The organism is Caballeronia sp. (assembly GCF_028292365.1).
Taxonomy (GTDB): domain Bacteria; phylum Pseudomonadota; class Gammaproteobacteria; order Burkholderiales; family Burkholderiaceae; genus Caballeronia.
Genome location: NZ_JAQGMM010000569.1, coordinates 1 through 14,268, shown reverse-complemented (window position 1 = coordinate 14,268; position 14,268 = coordinate 1). Strand labels below are relative to the sequence as shown.

Here is a 14,268-nt window from a genome sequence, read left to right as displayed (position 1 = left end):
TCTTATCGATAAGAACGTGCTCGATATGGGGCCTGTGGTCGCGGTTTCATCGGCGCTGGCATTCTTGCTGGCGGGCTGGATTGTGTATGACTCGCTGTGCCGCTTGCTGGGCAATCGCGATGGTTTGCTCGGCATCTGCGTGGGCGTTTATGTGATCATCGCGGCGTGGCTTGCGTGCCATGTATTTGCGGGGCGTGCCGCGTATTTGATCACGGGCGCGACGTTGGCCACGATCATGTCGGCGAACGTATTTTTCGTGATCATTCCTGGTCAGCGCAAGATGGTCGAGGCCATGCTCAAGGGCGAAGTGCCGAATGCCATTTACGGCAAGCGCGGAAAGCAGCGTTCGGTGCACAACACGTATTTCACGTTGCCGGTGGTGTTCGTGATGTTGTCGAATCACTACGCGATGACTTATACGCATCCCTATAACTGGGCTGTGTTGCTGATCATCATGTTGGCAGGTGCGCTGATTCGACAGTTCTTTGTGATGCGGCATCGTGGGCAGGTGTTGTGGTATTTGCCGGTGATTGGTGTGCTGCTGATGTTTGGCGCGTTCGCGTGGACCATGCCGAAGGGGGTGCCAACGGTTGCGCCCGTGGCGGGTGCGCCTTCGATTCGTGTGGCCGATATTGAGCCGATCCTGCAGCAGCGGTGCGCGACGTGTCATGCGGCTCATCCGACGATGATGGGCGCGGCTCCTGCGGGGGTTTTACTGGATACGCCAGAGTCGATTTCGTTGAACGCGCAGCGGGTTTATCAGCAGGCTGTGGTGTTGAAGGCAATGCCGCTAGGCAATGTTACGCAGATGACTGATGGTGAGCGGTCGAAGATTGCTGCGTGGTTTCAGGGTGGAGCTTTGAAGTAGGATTTCGAGGGTTGGATTTGCTGGCGCCGGTGGACGGGGATTGTCTGCTGGCGCGGTTGGGGTTTTGGGCGGTGCGAGTGGTTAGCAAGCGGTTTGGTGCCAGGGTTCTGAGGTTAGCGGTTTTGGGTCAATGCCGGGTTGCTGCTTTCGGTGTTCGTGGTCTGCTTGAGTTAGTTGTTCTCTTTATCACTGTTAGCCAACCTAGGCAGACCGCTAAGCCCGAAAGCGGCAACCCGGTATTGACCCAGACCGCTAACTCTAGAATCTAGCAACCCGGCACGTACCCCGACCGCTACCCCCGAAAACCATCCCCCGAGCGCGAGCGGAAAGTCAGACCATTAACCAAACCGACTCATCAAGCTGAAGCTCGATGAGGTTACAACCATCCCCCCCACGATCCACAACAATAAAGTCGCTCACTTCGCCAAGTGCGATCAACGGATGATGCCAGACGCCCTTGGCATAATTCACCCCTTGCCATCCACGAGTAACGAACCCACGAATGGCTCCTTCATCAAGCTCCCCCGCCGGCGCCACAACAATCAGATACGGCCGGTCGTTGAGCGGCAAAAATGCCTGACTCCCCAACGGATGCCGCTCCAGCATCGACACCTCGAACGGCAGCACCCGCGGCTGCCCGCGAAACAGATTCACAAGCGCCCTGCCGCCCTCATCTTCAACATCAATCCGGGCAAGATCGTGGAAACGAATCGTCGTCCCGAGATTAATCGGAATCTGCTTCGCACCCTCAAGCTCAATGACATCGCCGAACGGTTCAAACGCCGCCCGGGTCAACGGTTCAATCGCCAGTTTTTTCATCGTGAAACCCATGTCATGCAAGCCAGCATCAAACAAGCGCGCCAAACAACCGCAACCGCGATACACCACCGTCCGGATAAATGTTGAACCGCACGTGTGTCACAGGACCCAACGCGGTCAACTCCGACTCGAACACATGCTGCTTGTCCATCTGCAACTTCTGCTCGCCCAGCAATACCGGCCAAAACATGGCCTGCGTGACAAGCGAACTGTCCGTTCCACCCTTCACATATGCCGCCTGCAACGAACACCGGTCAGGGTAATTGCCCTTGAAATGCGCCGTATCCACTTCGATCTTCTTGATCACGCCTGGCTGAGCAAGCGCCACGATGCACCAGTCGTTCCCCGGCTCACGACGGCGACGCGTCTCCCAGCCATCGCCCATATTTGCGCCGCGTCCCGGCATCAGCAAGGTCGAAGCGGGCCCGAAATGCTGATTGTTCGCGCCAACAATGTACGCGCCATTTTCCATGGCGGCGAGATCGAATAGCTCGGTGCGGCTAGCGCTGCTCCAGTCAAGCTGCGGCTGTCCATACACACGCAACCGTGCAATACCGCCATCCGGGTAAATGTTCACGCGCAGATGCGTGAACGGCTGCTCGCTGGCAATGTCCACGTAATGATGCGTGTTCCCCTGCAACGTCATGGACGGCACGACTTCCGTCCATTGCGTCGCCTGCGTCGGCGCACCATTCACCACGTGCGCACCTTCGATAGACGCCGCCGGCGGAAAGTTGCCCGTGAAGTGGCTAGTATCGATATCAATACCTTTGATCACACCCGGACGCGCCAGCTTCACCACGCACCAGTCGAACCCGCTCACCCGCTTGCGACGCGTTTCCCAGCCATCCATCCACTTGCCGTTATCGTCGTATTTACCCACGATAAACACAGCCGGCTCCGGATTGAGCATCCGCTCTTTCGGTGCGAAAAATTCGTCGCTGGCCTCAAGCGCCTGCGCGCCCAACCGCGGGTCCGCAAGGTTCACATAGCGGCGCGTGAATTCGGGCGCGTTGGGATCGAGTGTAGGGGCAGCCATGATGTTTCCTTATAAGGTTTTGAAAGCGATGCGCTGCGTTCAGGAATTAGGATATTCAAGCTTGATTAACCAAGCAAATCGTCGAGCCTGAAGCGCGCTATCCGGTAAATTTGTTGAAGACTCTCGCGCAACTCTATGTCGCGGCCGTGATGCAAACGCGCCTCGAAATTCGCGATAATGCCGTGGCGGTCAAACCCGCGCACAGCCAAAATAAAGGGAAATCCAAACTTCTCGCGGTAGCCCGCGTTAAGCGCCTGCAATCTGTCGAACTCTTCCTGCGTGCACAAATTGAGGCCGGCGCCGCTTTGCTCGCGCGTGGATTCGTCCGTGAGCTCACCCCGCACCGCCGCCTTGCCCGCAAGCTCGGGGTGGGCGTTGATCAAAGCCAGTTGCCGCGTTTCGCCCGCCTGATCGACGATCGTCGTCATGACATCATGAAGCTGGTCGATGCTCGTGAAGGGCCGCTTCCAAAGCGCCGCTTCCGGTACCCACGGAGAGTGTTCGAAGATACCGGAAAGTGTGCTGATAAAAGCGCCGGCAGGCAGCGCATTCAGTTGGTCCAAAGTGATCCGCACGATACTCATGACTTGCTCGCCCCCGCCGTGCCTTCATACGGATGATGCTCGCGCCAATGCCGCGCAATATCAACCCGCCGCGTCACCCATACACGATCATATTGTTCAATGTGATCCAGGAAACGCTGCAGCGCACGGAAGCGTCCCGGGCGTCCCAGCAACCTACAATGCATGCCGATGGACAACATTTTCGGCGCTTCGCTGCCTTCTTCGTAGAGCACGTCGAACGCGTCGCGCAAGTAGGTGAAAAACTGCTCCCCCGTGTTGAAACCTTGCGGCGTGGCAAAACGCATGTCGTTAGTGTCGAGCGTGTAAGGCACGATCAGATGCGGCACCTTCGAGCCACCGCTGACCTCCACGTCCATCCAGAACGGCAGGTCGTCGCCGTAATAATCCGAGTCATACAGAAAGCCGCCATGCTCCGCGACCAGCCGGTGCGTGTTCGGACTGTCGCGCCCTGTGTACCAGCCAAGCGGTCGCACGCCCGTCACGCGTTCAATGGCCTCCATGCCGAGCCGCATGTGCTCCGCTTCCTTCTCCGGCGACATGTCCTGATAGTGGATCCACCGGTACCCATGGCACGCGATCTCGTGCCCCAATTCGACGAACGCCCGGCCCAGATCCGGGTGACGTTCGATCGCCATGCCCACGCCGAACACGGTAAGCGGCAAGTCACGCTTTTCAAACTCGCGAAGGATGCGCCAGACGCCGGCACGCGAGCCGTATTCGTAGATGGACTCCATGCTCATGTGACGAGACGGATACGCCGCTGCGCCCACGATCTCCGACAGAAACTGTTCCGATGCCGGATCGCCATGAAGTACGCAGTTTTCCCCGCCTTCCTCATAATTCAGCACGAATTGCACGGCAATGCGTGCGTCGCCGGGCCAATTCGGTTGCACGGGGTACCGGCCGTAGCCGATCAGGTCGCGTGGATACTTCGATTCATTCGACATGGCTGGATGAGTGCGTGGAGGTCGATGGGGCCGCACACGGTTACAGACTGACAGACCCGCGCGACGATGGGTCAGTTTAGCGAAAACACATCGTCACGCCCATATTCATACGCAGATATTGCGGGTCAGCCGAGGTGTATGGTCCAGGCGTTTTATTGGGGTTTCCCTGGACTAAACGGTGCTAGCGCGCCGTCATACTGCTTCGCGAGCGGGCGGGCATAGTCGCCGCGTTTCGATGTTCGCAGCTTTAGCGCAATCAACGCTTCCGCCCATTTCACCGCGGTTGTCACGCCCTCGATGACCGGCGCGCCGATGGCATCTTCAATCTCGTGGCAAAACTCGGCCATGCCTGCGCAGCCCAGGACGATCGACTCGGCATCGTCTTCCACCAAAGCCTTTCGGCACTCTTCTATGATGATCGAGCGCGCTCTGGACCCGGGGATATCCAGGTCCAGGACCGCTACGTCGGTCGCACGGATGTTCTTGCAGAAACGCTTCATGCCGTAGCGTTCCGCCAAGTGCCAGGACATCGTGCAGGTGCGTTTCAAGGTTGTCACTACGCTGAAACTCGGCGCTATGACGCTTGCTGCATGCATTGCCGCTTCTGCGATGCCGATGACGGGACCTCTGGACAACTCTCTGGCGGCATATAACGCGGGGTCACCGAAGCAGGCTATGACATAACCGTCCATGCCCTCTTTCTCACCCTTTTCAATCTCCTGCAATAAGGCTAGCGACGCGATCGCTTCGTCGTAGTAACCCTCAATGGAGGGCGGCCCCATCGAAGCGCTGACGGAAATTATCTCCGTCCCTTTTGACGCTACCTCCCGGGCACAACGGTCCATCGCCAAAGTCATGCGTTCCGTTGTGTTCGGGTTAATCAGCTTGATGCGCATTTGGTCCTTCCTCCAGTTCCTGCAAGCATCATTTCATTCGGAACACATAGCATCTCTGTAAACGCTGCTTGCATTGTTTCTCGCAGTCGCCATCGCATCCCGGGAAACCCTGTGCGATGGCCGCCTGTCTCCGCACACTTTTATCAAGCGAAATTCGATACCGAATTCTTGTCCGCGATGATCCTGTAGAACAGCGCGCCCAACCCCGCTCCTATGAACCAGGAGAAGTTAGCGGCACCATCCAACGACGGAATCATCACACACGCCACCGCTATGGCGGCTGCCGGCAGTAACGCCCCCACCGCGCGCCAGTTCACCCCATTGCTATACCAGTAGCGCCCTGTTTCCGACGTCGTGTACAGCTCCTCCACCTTGAACTTGCCACGCTTCATCAGATAGAAATCCACGATCAGCACGCCATACAACGGGCCGATAAAACTGCCAAGTACGTCGAGCGTGTAGTGGATTACCGCAGGGTTGTTAAAGAGGTTCCATGGGGTGATGAAAATCGATGCCACCGCGGCCATCATCCCGCCCATCCGCCAGCTGATCAATCGCGGTGCGACGTTCGAGAAATCGAACGCCGGTGACACGAAATTCGCCACGATGTTGATACCAATCGTCGCGATCGTGAAAGTCAACGCGCCGAGAATCACCGCCGTCGGTTGATCGATACGCCCCACTGTTTCCACAGGATCCGTGATCAACTGGCCAAAGACGGGCAAGGTGGCGGCGGTCGTCACGACGGTCACCAGCGAGAACGCCAGGAAGTTGATTGGCAAGCCCCAGAAGTTGCCCCGCTTAACGCTCTTGAAACTCCGGCAGTAACGAGAGAAATCGCCGAAATTCAGCATGGGACCGGAGAAGTACGAGACCACCAGGGAGATGGCCGTGATCATGACCGGCACGACTTCCAGACCATGGTACTTCACGCCGCCCAGGTTCAGGCCAATGTTGCGCCAGCCTGCACGCCACACCATGTAACCTGCCAGAATGAACATCACCACGTAGACCGCAGGACCCGCAAAGTCGATGAACTTCTTGATCATCTCCATCCCGCGCCAGAACACCACGGCCTGCAACACCCACAACAGCATGAATCCGGCCCAGCCCACTGCCGACAACCCGGCGAAACCGTATTTGTGAACATCGGCATAAGGCATCCATTGCGGCATGAATTTGAGCACCACGATCACCAGCGCGCTCGACGCCAAAAAGGTCTGGATTCCATACCATGCCACCGCGATCAAGCCGCGGATCACCGCCGGAAGATTCGCCCCCAGCACGCCAAAGGTCACGCGGCATGCCACCGGATACGGAACTCCGGCCTGCTGGCTCGGCTTGGCGATCAGGTTGCACAGCAGGTTCACAATACCGATTCCGACCAGCAATGAAACCAGCACCTGCCAGCTCGTCAGGCCCAACGCAAACAAGCTCCCGGCGAATACGTAACCGCCCACGCTATGCACGTCGGACATCCAAAACGCAAAGATGTTGTACGCGCTCCACGTCTGATGTTTGAGCGGTGCGAGGTCATCGTTATAGAGGCGGTCGCTGTATCCCGCAGGATGCTCAGGATTACTACCTGAATCGTCGCCGTATGACGGTATTGCAGCACTACCCGGGGTCGCACTGAACTGAACCATGACTTCTCCTTGAATGAGCTCGGCAATCAAGCCGCGAATGGACGACTTCGTATAGCTTTCGTATAGCCTTCGTATAGCAATAGGCACCGTCGCGTGGTCAACACGCAGCGCTTTCTTGTCGGTATGGGCTAAGCCGTCCGGCAGCCGCGGGCAAACCTGCGACCGGACGCAATTCATCCACTCAGCACGCGCAATAACGCGCATGCGTCCACGGAAAAGGCATGTGAAAGTCCGCGCATTCATTGAATGCGGGGTCTCCAAATTCATTCGATTTACAGATGTTGATAGCGTTGGCGATACGGGTATTACGTCGCGCCCGGAGAATGGTCGCGGTGTTGCTGCAGATCAAACTAAAAAATCAGGCCAATAATCAGGCCAATAATCAGGCCAATAATCGGGCCGATAGTCAGGCGCTTTTATCGCGCTCACTTACCTTCGGCTTCGAAAAGACTTCACGTAAATCGACCGCGCCGCGTGCGGGCCGGTCCAGCATCTTCAGCTCGACTTCCTGCAAGTGCCGCGCCATCAGGTCGGCGGCCTTCGCTCCGTCGCCGGCATCCAGTGCGGCAAGGATCTGCTCATGATCTTCAAAGCTGCACGAGCTCTTGCCAAGCGACTCATACAGCGCCGATATCAGCGTGGAGCGCGCCACCAGCCCCGACAAGCATTCGCACAGCACAGTATTGCCCGTAAGCTGCGCAAGCTCCTTATGGAACTCGCCGGACAGCCGTATCCAGGACGAGAAATCGTGGCTCTCATAGGCCTTGCGTTCACGTCCGATCGTCGCGCTGATCGACTTGAGCCGGCGCGTGCCGTGCCCGGTACAGATCCGCTCGACGACCGCCATTTCGATGATTCGCCGCATCTCGAACACTTCGTGCACTTCCTGCACCGAAGGGCTTGCGACGAACGCGCCACGATTCGGTTCAAGATCCACCAGGCGCTCCGCGCCGAGCTGCGCCAGCGCCAAACGAACGGTCCCGCGCTTTACGTCGAATACTTCGCACAACTGTGCTTCTGTCAGCTTCGCGCCTGGAGCGAGACGGTGTTCGAGAATGGCGTCGCGAATATTCGCCGCAATCGATTCCGCCGTCGCAGCAGCGACCGAAGCCGCCGTGCCGATGACGCTCACCTTCGACAAATCTTTCAGTTTCGTTTCGGACATGATCGTCTTCGCTCTATGTGATACATCTTATGACGGACATAAAAACTGTCAACAATTTCAGAAAACTTTTTTCGTCATGATCAGGTTTTTCTCTTTGGCGATTCATCAAAACCCCGTCCTATAAGGATTTCAATGAATTATCTAAGCAATTAGGAATAAATAAGCCGACCATTTTGTTGACAATCTGATGCACGTTATTCGTGCGGGCGCGCTCAGAAGCGGTGCGCTGAACGAAAAAAACGCCCTCGCGGGCGTTTGTTCGAATCGCGTGAAACCCGCTACGCAAGGTACGGATAATCGGAAAGCGTCATTTCAAAACCATGCGACCGTGCCACAAGGTGCGCCGTCGCGCCAAACGGCAACGTCAGCAGTTCGGGAACGTGCCCAAATTGCAATCCTGTCACCACTGGGATCCGGATAACCGACCTGACTTGATCGAGCATCGTTTCGAACGTATAGCCGTTGTCGTACTCCGAGAGTTTCCCACCCGTGAATTCGCCCAGCACCAACGCCTGCTGGCGCGCGAGAATCCCCGACTGATGCAATTGATAAATCATGCGTTCAACGCGATAAGGATGCTCGTTCACGTCTTCGATAAACAGAATCCCACCCTCCACCGGCGGCATGTACCGCGTGCCGATCAGCGACGCAATAATCGCCAGATTACCCCCCCACAACATGCCGGTAACATCGACGGAGTGAACCTGGTGCACGTGGCTCGTCACCTTGAACGACGGGTGCGTGATCGCGTTCCAGAAATGCTCCAGCGTGAACGCGCTCGGTTCTTCCGCGCCAAAATCGGCAGCGAGCATGGGACCGCCGAAGGTCTTCACGCCGGCCAGCGCGTACAGCGCCAACTGGATCGCGGTGAAGTCGCTATGGCCGACGATTGCGATCGGCTGGTCTTGCAAGCGGCGCTGCAAGCCCTCGTAATCCAGGCCATGAAGAATGCGTGTAGCACCGTAACCGCCGCGCACCGCCAGCACGATGTCCGGCAGCGGACGCGCAGAATCCGCGAGCCGGTTCAGGTCTGCGGCGCGTTCACCGTCGGTACCGCCAAAACGTTCATAACGACGGTGCGTCGCCGACACATTCTCCAGCCGATGCCCCTGCGTGCGCAGGCGTTCAATCGCGCGCCCAACCACTTCAGAGTCGGGGTAACCCGAAGGTGCGACGAGATCGATGGTACGTGCCGGGTGTGTCATGAGCGAATGGAAAGTGGATCGATGGAATCAGTAGGATCGATGGAATCGGGTAGCACGGCGTTGCGGGCATCGCGCGCCTCACGCACCGCGCGCCGGCGTTCGGCAAAAAAGCTGCGCAACGCGTTAGCGCATTCGTCGCCAAGCACTCCACCGGTAACGCTTGTGTGGTGGTTCAGATTGCCGATGGCGAAGGCGTCGACAACGCTCCCGCACGCGCCCGTCTTCGGATCGTGCGCACCGAACACCACACGGGCGATCCTCGCGTGCATGATCGCACCGGCGCACATGATGCAGGGCTCGAGCGTGACGTAGAGTTCGCAACCCGGTAACCGGTAGTTTTCAAGTGCCAGGGACCCCGCGCGCAATGCGGCCATTTCGGCGTGCGCCGACGGATCATGAGCCCCGATCGGATGATTGAAGCCAGTTGCAATGACTTCCTCTCCACGAACCAAAACCGCGCCGACCGGCACTTCGCCCAGCGCGCGCGCTCGCTCCGCGGCGGCTTGCGCGAGCGCCATGAAACGGCGGTCGCGTTCTGCGGCAGCCGTCAAGGCGAGATCGGTTGTGGGTGTGAAAGTCACTTTTCGGTGGCCTCGTCTTGCACATTCCTGCCGCTCTCCGACATACGCTCGGACAAACGTTCGGCAATGCGCCGCCGATATTCAAGCGGTACGACGGTGCTACTGCCACGCAAGGATTCCAGCGCCATGTCGAGCGCCAGCATTTTCGCTTGCAGCTTGCGGCGAGTCACCGGATCTTCGCTGCCGCAGGCTTCGCTTTGCAGATCGCAAAGCGCGCGCAAATGTTCGACAGCAGGCGGCACGAAACCGGCATTTTTCATAATGCGGTTGGCAACGCGGACTTCTTCGGGGACCAGCGCGTCGTCGTCGAACTCGAGAGGCTCGCCCGTACCGGGCAGGTTGTCGAACTCGCCGCGCGCGGCGGCGGCTGAAATTCGCTGTTCAACCAGGGCATCTAGCAGTTTCATCGGCGTTTTAGGTGCCGGCGACCGGCATGTCGAACGTTTGACGAAGAACGTTATCGAGCAGCGAGATCAAGCCGGACTGTCACGTTTTGAGGGTTGCGCTTCGCGGCGTCATTCACACTCAATGGGCCGCCGGCTGCGTGGGAAGCCGGGTGAGCGATCCCGGCGCAACGCGCTTCGGGGATGCCTACTACCAAATTGGTATTCTATCAGGCGGCCGCGCACGGGCGGTTCGCGCCGGACAGAGAACATTACACAGCCGGACTAGGCCGGATCGACAGCCTTGCGTCGATAACCTTCTGTAGCGAGCAACAAGCTTCGTGTGTATTCATGCGCCACGTTCTGCTCGCGGACGGCTTCAATGGGAAGCTGCTCAACAATCTCGCCATCGCGCATCACCGCGACCCGTTGGCATAAAAATCCAACCACCGCCATGTTGTGACTGACGAGAATCATCGTGAGATGGCGTTCGCGATGCAAGCGCCGCAGCAGGTTCAGGATTTCCGCCTGCACGGACACGTCGAGCGCGGACGTCGGCTCGTCGAGGAGCAGCACGCGCGGCTCCACGATCAGCGCCCGGGCAATCGCCACACGCTGGCGCTGGCCGCCCGACAATTGATGTGCATACCGGAAGCGGAACGCGGGTCCAAGACCGACTTCGCGCAATGCATCGAGAATGCGCGCATCGTGGCGGTCCATACCGTTGATCGTGAGCGGCTCGCGCAGCGTCTGGTCTACGGTGAAACGCGGATATAGCGACCCGTACGGGTCCTGGAACACCATCTGCACTTCGCGCCTGAAGGCACGATCGATGTGTTTGCCAAGCGTATGACGGCCAATCCGCATCGACCCGTTGGCGATGGGTACGAGCCCGGTCAGTGCGCGCAAGACCGTGGATTTGCCGGAACCTGATTCCCCGACGAGCCCGAACACGTCTCCCTCATCGACATGAAACGTCGCCGAGCGAACTGCGTCGGCGAAACCGGTTTTCGTTTTGAAGCGGACCTGTACCCCGTTTGCTTCGATCATGGCGCGACCTCGGCGAACCATGCGGGATCGCGTTGCAGCACCGGAAGCTCGTCCGGCGGATTGCGTAACGGTGGACTTGCGGCCAGCAAACCGCGCGTGTACGGATGCTGCGCGTGGGCAAGATCGCATGCCGCGCACGTCTCGACCACTCGACCGCCAACCATCACCAGCACGCGGTCGCAAAACGACATCACCAGCGGCAAGTCGTGGCTGATGAAGATCAACCCCGTGTTGTGCCTGGCGATCATCTCGTCAAGCACCGACAACACTTGCATGGAGACGAGCACATCGAGCGCGCTGGTCGGTTCATCGGCGATCAGCAACTGGGGACCCGATGAAACCATCATGGCAATCATCACCCGCTGTCCCATGCCGCCCGATAACTCGTGCGGATAAGCGTCGGCGACTCGTTGCGGATCGCGAATATGCACGGCCTCCAGCGCGGCGACAATCCGTTCGCGCATGGCTTTCGCATTCAGCTTCGGCGACTGCCGCCCGAACGCCTCACGCATCTGCTGCGCGACCGTCATCACGGGGTTCAGCGAATACTTCGGGTCCTGCAAAATCATGCTCATCTGCGTGCCGCAAAGGCGTCGCCGCTCCTTCGGGCGCATGGCGAGCAGGTCATGGTTATCGAGGCGCATGGCGTCGGCTGACCAGTGTGCCGATGCAGGCAGCAGCCCGAGCAGTGCGCGTCCGGTCAACGATTTCCCCGACCCCGACTCGCCTACGATACCCAACCGCTCGCCCCTCGCAAGCGTCAGGGAAATGCCGCGCACTGCTTCGGTCAGCGTGCCGTCGTGGCCCTCGAATGCAATGCGCAGGTTGTCGATCTCACAAAGGGTATCGGCTTGCATGTCAGCCTCCTTGGCGGGGATCGAAGACATCGCGCAGACCATCGCCGAGCAGGTTGAATGCAAGACTCACGAGCAAAATGGCGATACCGGGAATGGTCGCGACCCACCACGCGTCAAGCAACACGCCGCGCCCGGACGCCACCATGAAACCCCACTCCGGACTCGGCGGCTGCGCACCGAGCCCGAGAAAACCGAGTCCCGCCACTGTGAGGATGATGCCGGCCATGTCGAGCGTCGCGCGCACAATCACCGACGACGAACACAGCGGTACGATATAACGCAGCAAGATCCGCATGGACGACGCCCCTTGCAAGCGCGCCACGTGGATGAAATCGGCCTGCACCAGCCGCAGTGTCTCAGCGCGTGCGAGCCGGGCGTACGGCGGCCACGCAGTGATCGAGATCGCGATCACCGCGTTGATCACGCCCGGTCCGAGCGCCGCCGCGAACGCAAGCGCCAGTACGATCTTCGGAAATGCGAGCGCGATATCGGTCAGCCGCATCAGGACGGTATCGACGAAACCGCCGCAGAAACCCGCCGTTGTACCGATCAGCAAACCCACCGGCACGACCAGCACCACGACCAGGATTGCGATGCTCAAGGTGAGGCGCGAGCCGATCACGAGCCGCGCCAGGATGTCGCGGCCGAGTTGGTCGGTACCAAACCAGTGCGACGGAGAACCGGGCGGCAACAGACGGTCGCCAAGCACTTGCCGCAAGGGATCATGCAGCGGCAATAACGGGCCGATCGCGGCGAACACAATCATCAGTATCAGGATCGCCAGCCCGAACACGCTCAGCGGATTGCTCACGAAACGCCGCCAGCGACGGTAGGCCAAGCCCAATGCAGCCTGCCTGCGCGACGCGGGGGTATCGGTGAGAAGCCACGCACGCCACTCTTTACGCTGTGGCTTCATTGTGTGAGTGGAATTGTCTGTGGATGGAAGCACGTCATGAGCCTTTGGCCGTCATCGGGCGCGCGGATCGAATACGCGATACAGCGCGTCGGTCAGCAGATTGAGCGTGATGAACGTGGCGCCAATCACGAGCGTGCTGCCCAGCACCGCGTTCATGTCGGCGTTGAGCAACGCGCCGGTGAGATAAGAGCCTATGCCGGGCCACGCGAATACGATTTCGGTCAGCACGGAGCCTTCCAGCAGATAGCTATAAGCAAGCGCAATCACCGTCAGAAGCGGTACTGCGATGTTGCCGAATGCATGGCGCCAGATCACGCGGCGTTCACTTAAGCCCATTGCCCGCGCGGTCACGATGTATTCCTGACTCAACTGTTCGAGCATGAACGATCGTGTCATGCGGCTCAGGTAAGCGATGGAATAGAAAGCGAGAATGGCCGCGGGCAACACAATGTGAGAGAGCGCGTTCTTGAACACGTCCCACTCGCCCGCCAGGATGGAATCGACCAGCAAGCTGCCCGTGCGGGTATCGACCAGACCGTCGTATAGCGGGTCTATGCGGCCCGGCCCGGATACCCAATGCAATTTGGCGTAGAACAGCAGCAAGCCCATCAGCGCTAGCCAGAACACCGGCAGCGAGCTGCCCGCGAGCCCGATGAAACGTGCGACGTGATCGATCCAGCGGTTATGCCGCACAGCGGCCGCCACGCCCAGCGGTACGCCGATCACGATGCCAATGAACGTAGAGAGCGTGGCGAGTTCCAGCGTCGCGGGGAAGACGCGCTTGATGTCGTCTATCACCGGGTTCGACGTCAGCAGCGACATGCCCAGGTCGCCATGCAGAACATCGCGTACATAGATCAGGAACTGGACGATCAAGGGCTTGTCGAGCCCAAGCGCCACGCGCGCCGTTGCATACGCCTGCGCCGACGCGCGCTCACCCAGCATCGCAAGCAACGGATCGATCGGAATCTTCCTTCCGATGAAAAACGTCACCCCGAGCAGCCCGATGAAAGTTACGGCGAGCATCAGCAGCCAGCGCCCTAACAGCCACGTCCGGCGCACGCCGGCGTGGCGGGTGAGCACCAGTTGAAGACGCTGGAACGCGGTGAGTTGTGCGGCCACGCTTATTGTTTCTTCACGTCACGGTACGACACGAGGTCGAAGATCGGCCCGACTTCCAGACCTGTCACGCCCGGTCGCGCCGCAACTTGCGAGACCTTCTGGAACATGATCACGAATGGCGAGTTCGCGAGAAATTCCTTCTGCATCGCTTCATAGCGTTGAGCGCGTTTTGCCGTTGACGATTCCTCCA

15 protein-coding genes and 1 pseudogene are annotated in these 14,268 nt (G+C 59.1%); 1 reads left to right on the top strand and 15 read right to left on the bottom strand.

Features of this window, described 5'->3' with window-relative positions; genetic code table 11:
- A partial coding sequence (locus tag JWR14_RS33630) for a urate hydroxylase PuuD (RefSeq protein WP_299718079.1) occupies positions 1 to 868 on the top strand: 868 nt, incomplete at its 5' end.
- A gap of 330 nt (positions 869 to 1,198) precedes the next feature.
- Here JWR14_RS33630 and JWR14_RS33625 read toward each other — a convergent pair.
- The 15 genes and pseudogenes from JWR14_RS33625 to JWR14_RS33555 all read right to left on the bottom strand — a co-directional run.
- Positions 1,199 to 1,687: an ureidoglycolate lyase gene (locus JWR14_RS33625; protein ID WP_299718088.1), complete on the bottom strand. Its 489-nt coding sequence runs from the start codon at positions 1,685 to 1,687 to the stop codon at positions 1,199 to 1,201.
- Between the two features lie 28 nt (positions 1,688 to 1,715).
- Entirely contained in the window at positions 1,716 to 2,726 is a 1,011-nt protein-coding gene (alc, locus tag JWR14_RS33620) for an allantoicase (protein ID WP_299718076.1), read from the bottom strand.
- A gap of 65 nt (positions 2,727 to 2,791) precedes the next feature.
- Complete coding sequence (gene uraD, locus JWR14_RS33615; protein WP_299718073.1) at positions 2,792 to 3,310, bottom strand: 2-oxo-4-hydroxy-4-carboxy-5-ureidoimidazoline decarboxylase; 519 nt, start codon at positions 3,308 to 3,310, stop codon at positions 2,792 to 2,794.
- Positions 3,307 to 4,257, bottom strand: coding sequence for an allantoinase PuuE (gene puuE, locus JWR14_RS33610; protein ID WP_299718070.1), 951 nt, complete (start codon positions 4,255 to 4,257; stop codon positions 3,307 to 3,309). Before puuE ends, uraD begins: the two co-directional genes overlap by 4 nt.
- 152 nt (positions 4,258 to 4,409) lie before the next feature.
- Complete coding sequence (locus JWR14_RS33605) at positions 4,410 to 5,153, bottom strand: aspartate/glutamate racemase family protein (protein WP_299718068.1); 744 nt, start codon at positions 5,151 to 5,153, stop codon at positions 4,410 to 4,412.
- A 143-nt stretch (positions 5,154 to 5,296) separates the two neighbouring features.
- A complete protein-coding gene (locus JWR14_RS33600; protein ID WP_299718066.1) occupies positions 5,297 to 6,799 on the bottom strand; it encodes an NCS1 family nucleobase:cation symporter-1 in 1,503 nt (500 codons plus the stop codon).
- Between the two features lie 406 nt (positions 6,800 to 7,205).
- Complete coding sequence (locus JWR14_RS33595; protein WP_299718064.1) at positions 7,206 to 7,964, bottom strand: GntR family transcriptional regulator; 759 nt, start codon at positions 7,962 to 7,964, stop codon at positions 7,206 to 7,208.
- Between the two features lie 278 nt (positions 7,965 to 8,242).
- On the bottom strand, positions 8,243 to 9,169 hold the full coding sequence (gene ldcA / locus JWR14_RS33590) for a muramoyltetrapeptide carboxypeptidase (RefSeq protein WP_299718061.1): 927 nt from the start codon (positions 9,167 to 9,169) through the stop codon (positions 8,243 to 8,245).
- On the bottom strand, positions 9,166 to 9,750 hold the full coding sequence (gene tadA, locus JWR14_RS33585; protein ID WP_299718059.1) for a tRNA adenosine(34) deaminase TadA: 585 nt from the start codon (positions 9,748 to 9,750) through the stop codon (positions 9,166 to 9,168). The genes ldcA and tadA overlap by 4 nt, the downstream gene beginning before the upstream one ends.
- Positions 9,747 to 10,157, bottom strand: a complete 411-nt coding sequence (locus JWR14_RS33580) for a DnaJ family domain-containing protein (protein ID WP_299718057.1) — start codon at positions 10,155 to 10,157, stop codon at positions 9,747 to 9,749. The genes tadA and JWR14_RS33580 overlap by 4 nt, the downstream gene beginning before the upstream one ends.
- Before the next feature lie 261 nt (positions 10,158 to 10,418).
- The gene (locus JWR14_RS33575; protein WP_299718054.1) at positions 10,419 to 11,183 is read right to left on the bottom strand and encodes an ABC transporter ATP-binding protein; all 765 of its coding nucleotides are present in this window, start codon (positions 11,181 to 11,183) and stop codon (positions 10,419 to 10,421) included.
- Complete coding sequence (locus JWR14_RS33570) at positions 11,180 to 12,040, bottom strand: ABC transporter ATP-binding protein (RefSeq protein WP_299718052.1); 861 nt, start codon at positions 12,038 to 12,040, stop codon at positions 11,180 to 11,182. The genes JWR14_RS33575 and JWR14_RS33570 overlap by 4 nt, the downstream gene beginning before the upstream one ends.
- A 1-nt stretch (position 12,041) precedes the next feature.
- Positions 12,042 to 12,956 (bottom strand): ABC transporter permease, encoded by a 915-nt coding sequence (locus JWR14_RS33565; protein ID WP_299718085.1) that lies wholly within the window; start codon positions 12,954 to 12,956, stop codon positions 12,042 to 12,044.
- 51 nt (positions 12,957 to 13,007) lie between these two features.
- The gene (locus JWR14_RS33560) at positions 13,008 to 14,042 is read right to left on the bottom strand and encodes an ABC transporter permease (RefSeq protein ID WP_299718083.1); all 1,035 of its coding nucleotides are present in this window, start codon (positions 14,040 to 14,042) and stop codon (positions 13,008 to 13,010) included.
- 38 nt (positions 14,043 to 14,080) lie between these two features.
- Positions 14,081 to 14,268: pseudogene (locus JWR14_RS33555) on the bottom strand (ABC transporter substrate-binding protein); the annotation flags it as partial.

Coding starts and splice junctions, on each gene's coding strand:
- JWR14_RS33625 (WP_299718088.1), bottom strand. CDS start 1,687: ATGAAAAAACTGGCGATTGAACCGTTGACCCGGGCGGCGTTTGAACCG.
- alc (WP_299718076.1), bottom strand. CDS start 2,726: ATGGCTGCCCCTACACTCGATCCCAACGCGCCCGAATTCACGCGCCGC.
- uraD (WP_299718073.1), bottom strand. CDS start 3,310: ATGAGTATCGTGCGGATCACTTTGGACCAACTGAATGCGCTGCCTGCC.
- puuE (WP_299718070.1), bottom strand. CDS start 4,257: ATGTCGAATGAATCGAAGTATCCACGCGACCTGATCGGCTACGGCCGG.
- JWR14_RS33605 (WP_299718068.1), bottom strand. CDS start 5,153: ATGCGCATCAAGCTGATTAACCCGAACACAACGGAACGCATGACTTTG.
- JWR14_RS33600 (WP_299718066.1), bottom strand. CDS start 6,799: ATGGTTCAGTTCAGTGCGACCCCGGGTAGTGCTGCAATACCGTCATAC.
- JWR14_RS33595 (WP_299718064.1), bottom strand. CDS start 7,964: ATGTCCGAAACGAAACTGAAAGATTTGTCGAAGGTGAGCGTCATCGGC.
- ldcA (WP_299718061.1), bottom strand. CDS start 9,169: ATGACACACCCGGCACGTACCATCGATCTCGTCGCACCTTCGGGTTAC.
- JWR14_RS33580 (WP_299718057.1), bottom strand. CDS start 10,157: ATGAAACTGCTAGATGCCCTGGTTGAACAGCGAATTTCAGCCGCCGCC.
- JWR14_RS33575 (WP_299718054.1), bottom strand. CDS start 11,183: ATGATCGAAGCAAACGGGGTACAGGTCCGCTTCAAAACGAAAACCGGT.
- JWR14_RS33570 (WP_299718052.1), bottom strand. CDS start 12,040: ATGCAAGCCGATACCCTTTGTGAGATCGACAACCTGCGCATTGCATTC.
- JWR14_RS33565 (WP_299718085.1), bottom strand. CDS start 12,956: ATGAAGCCACAGCGTAAAGAGTGGCGTGCGTGGCTTCTCACCGATACC.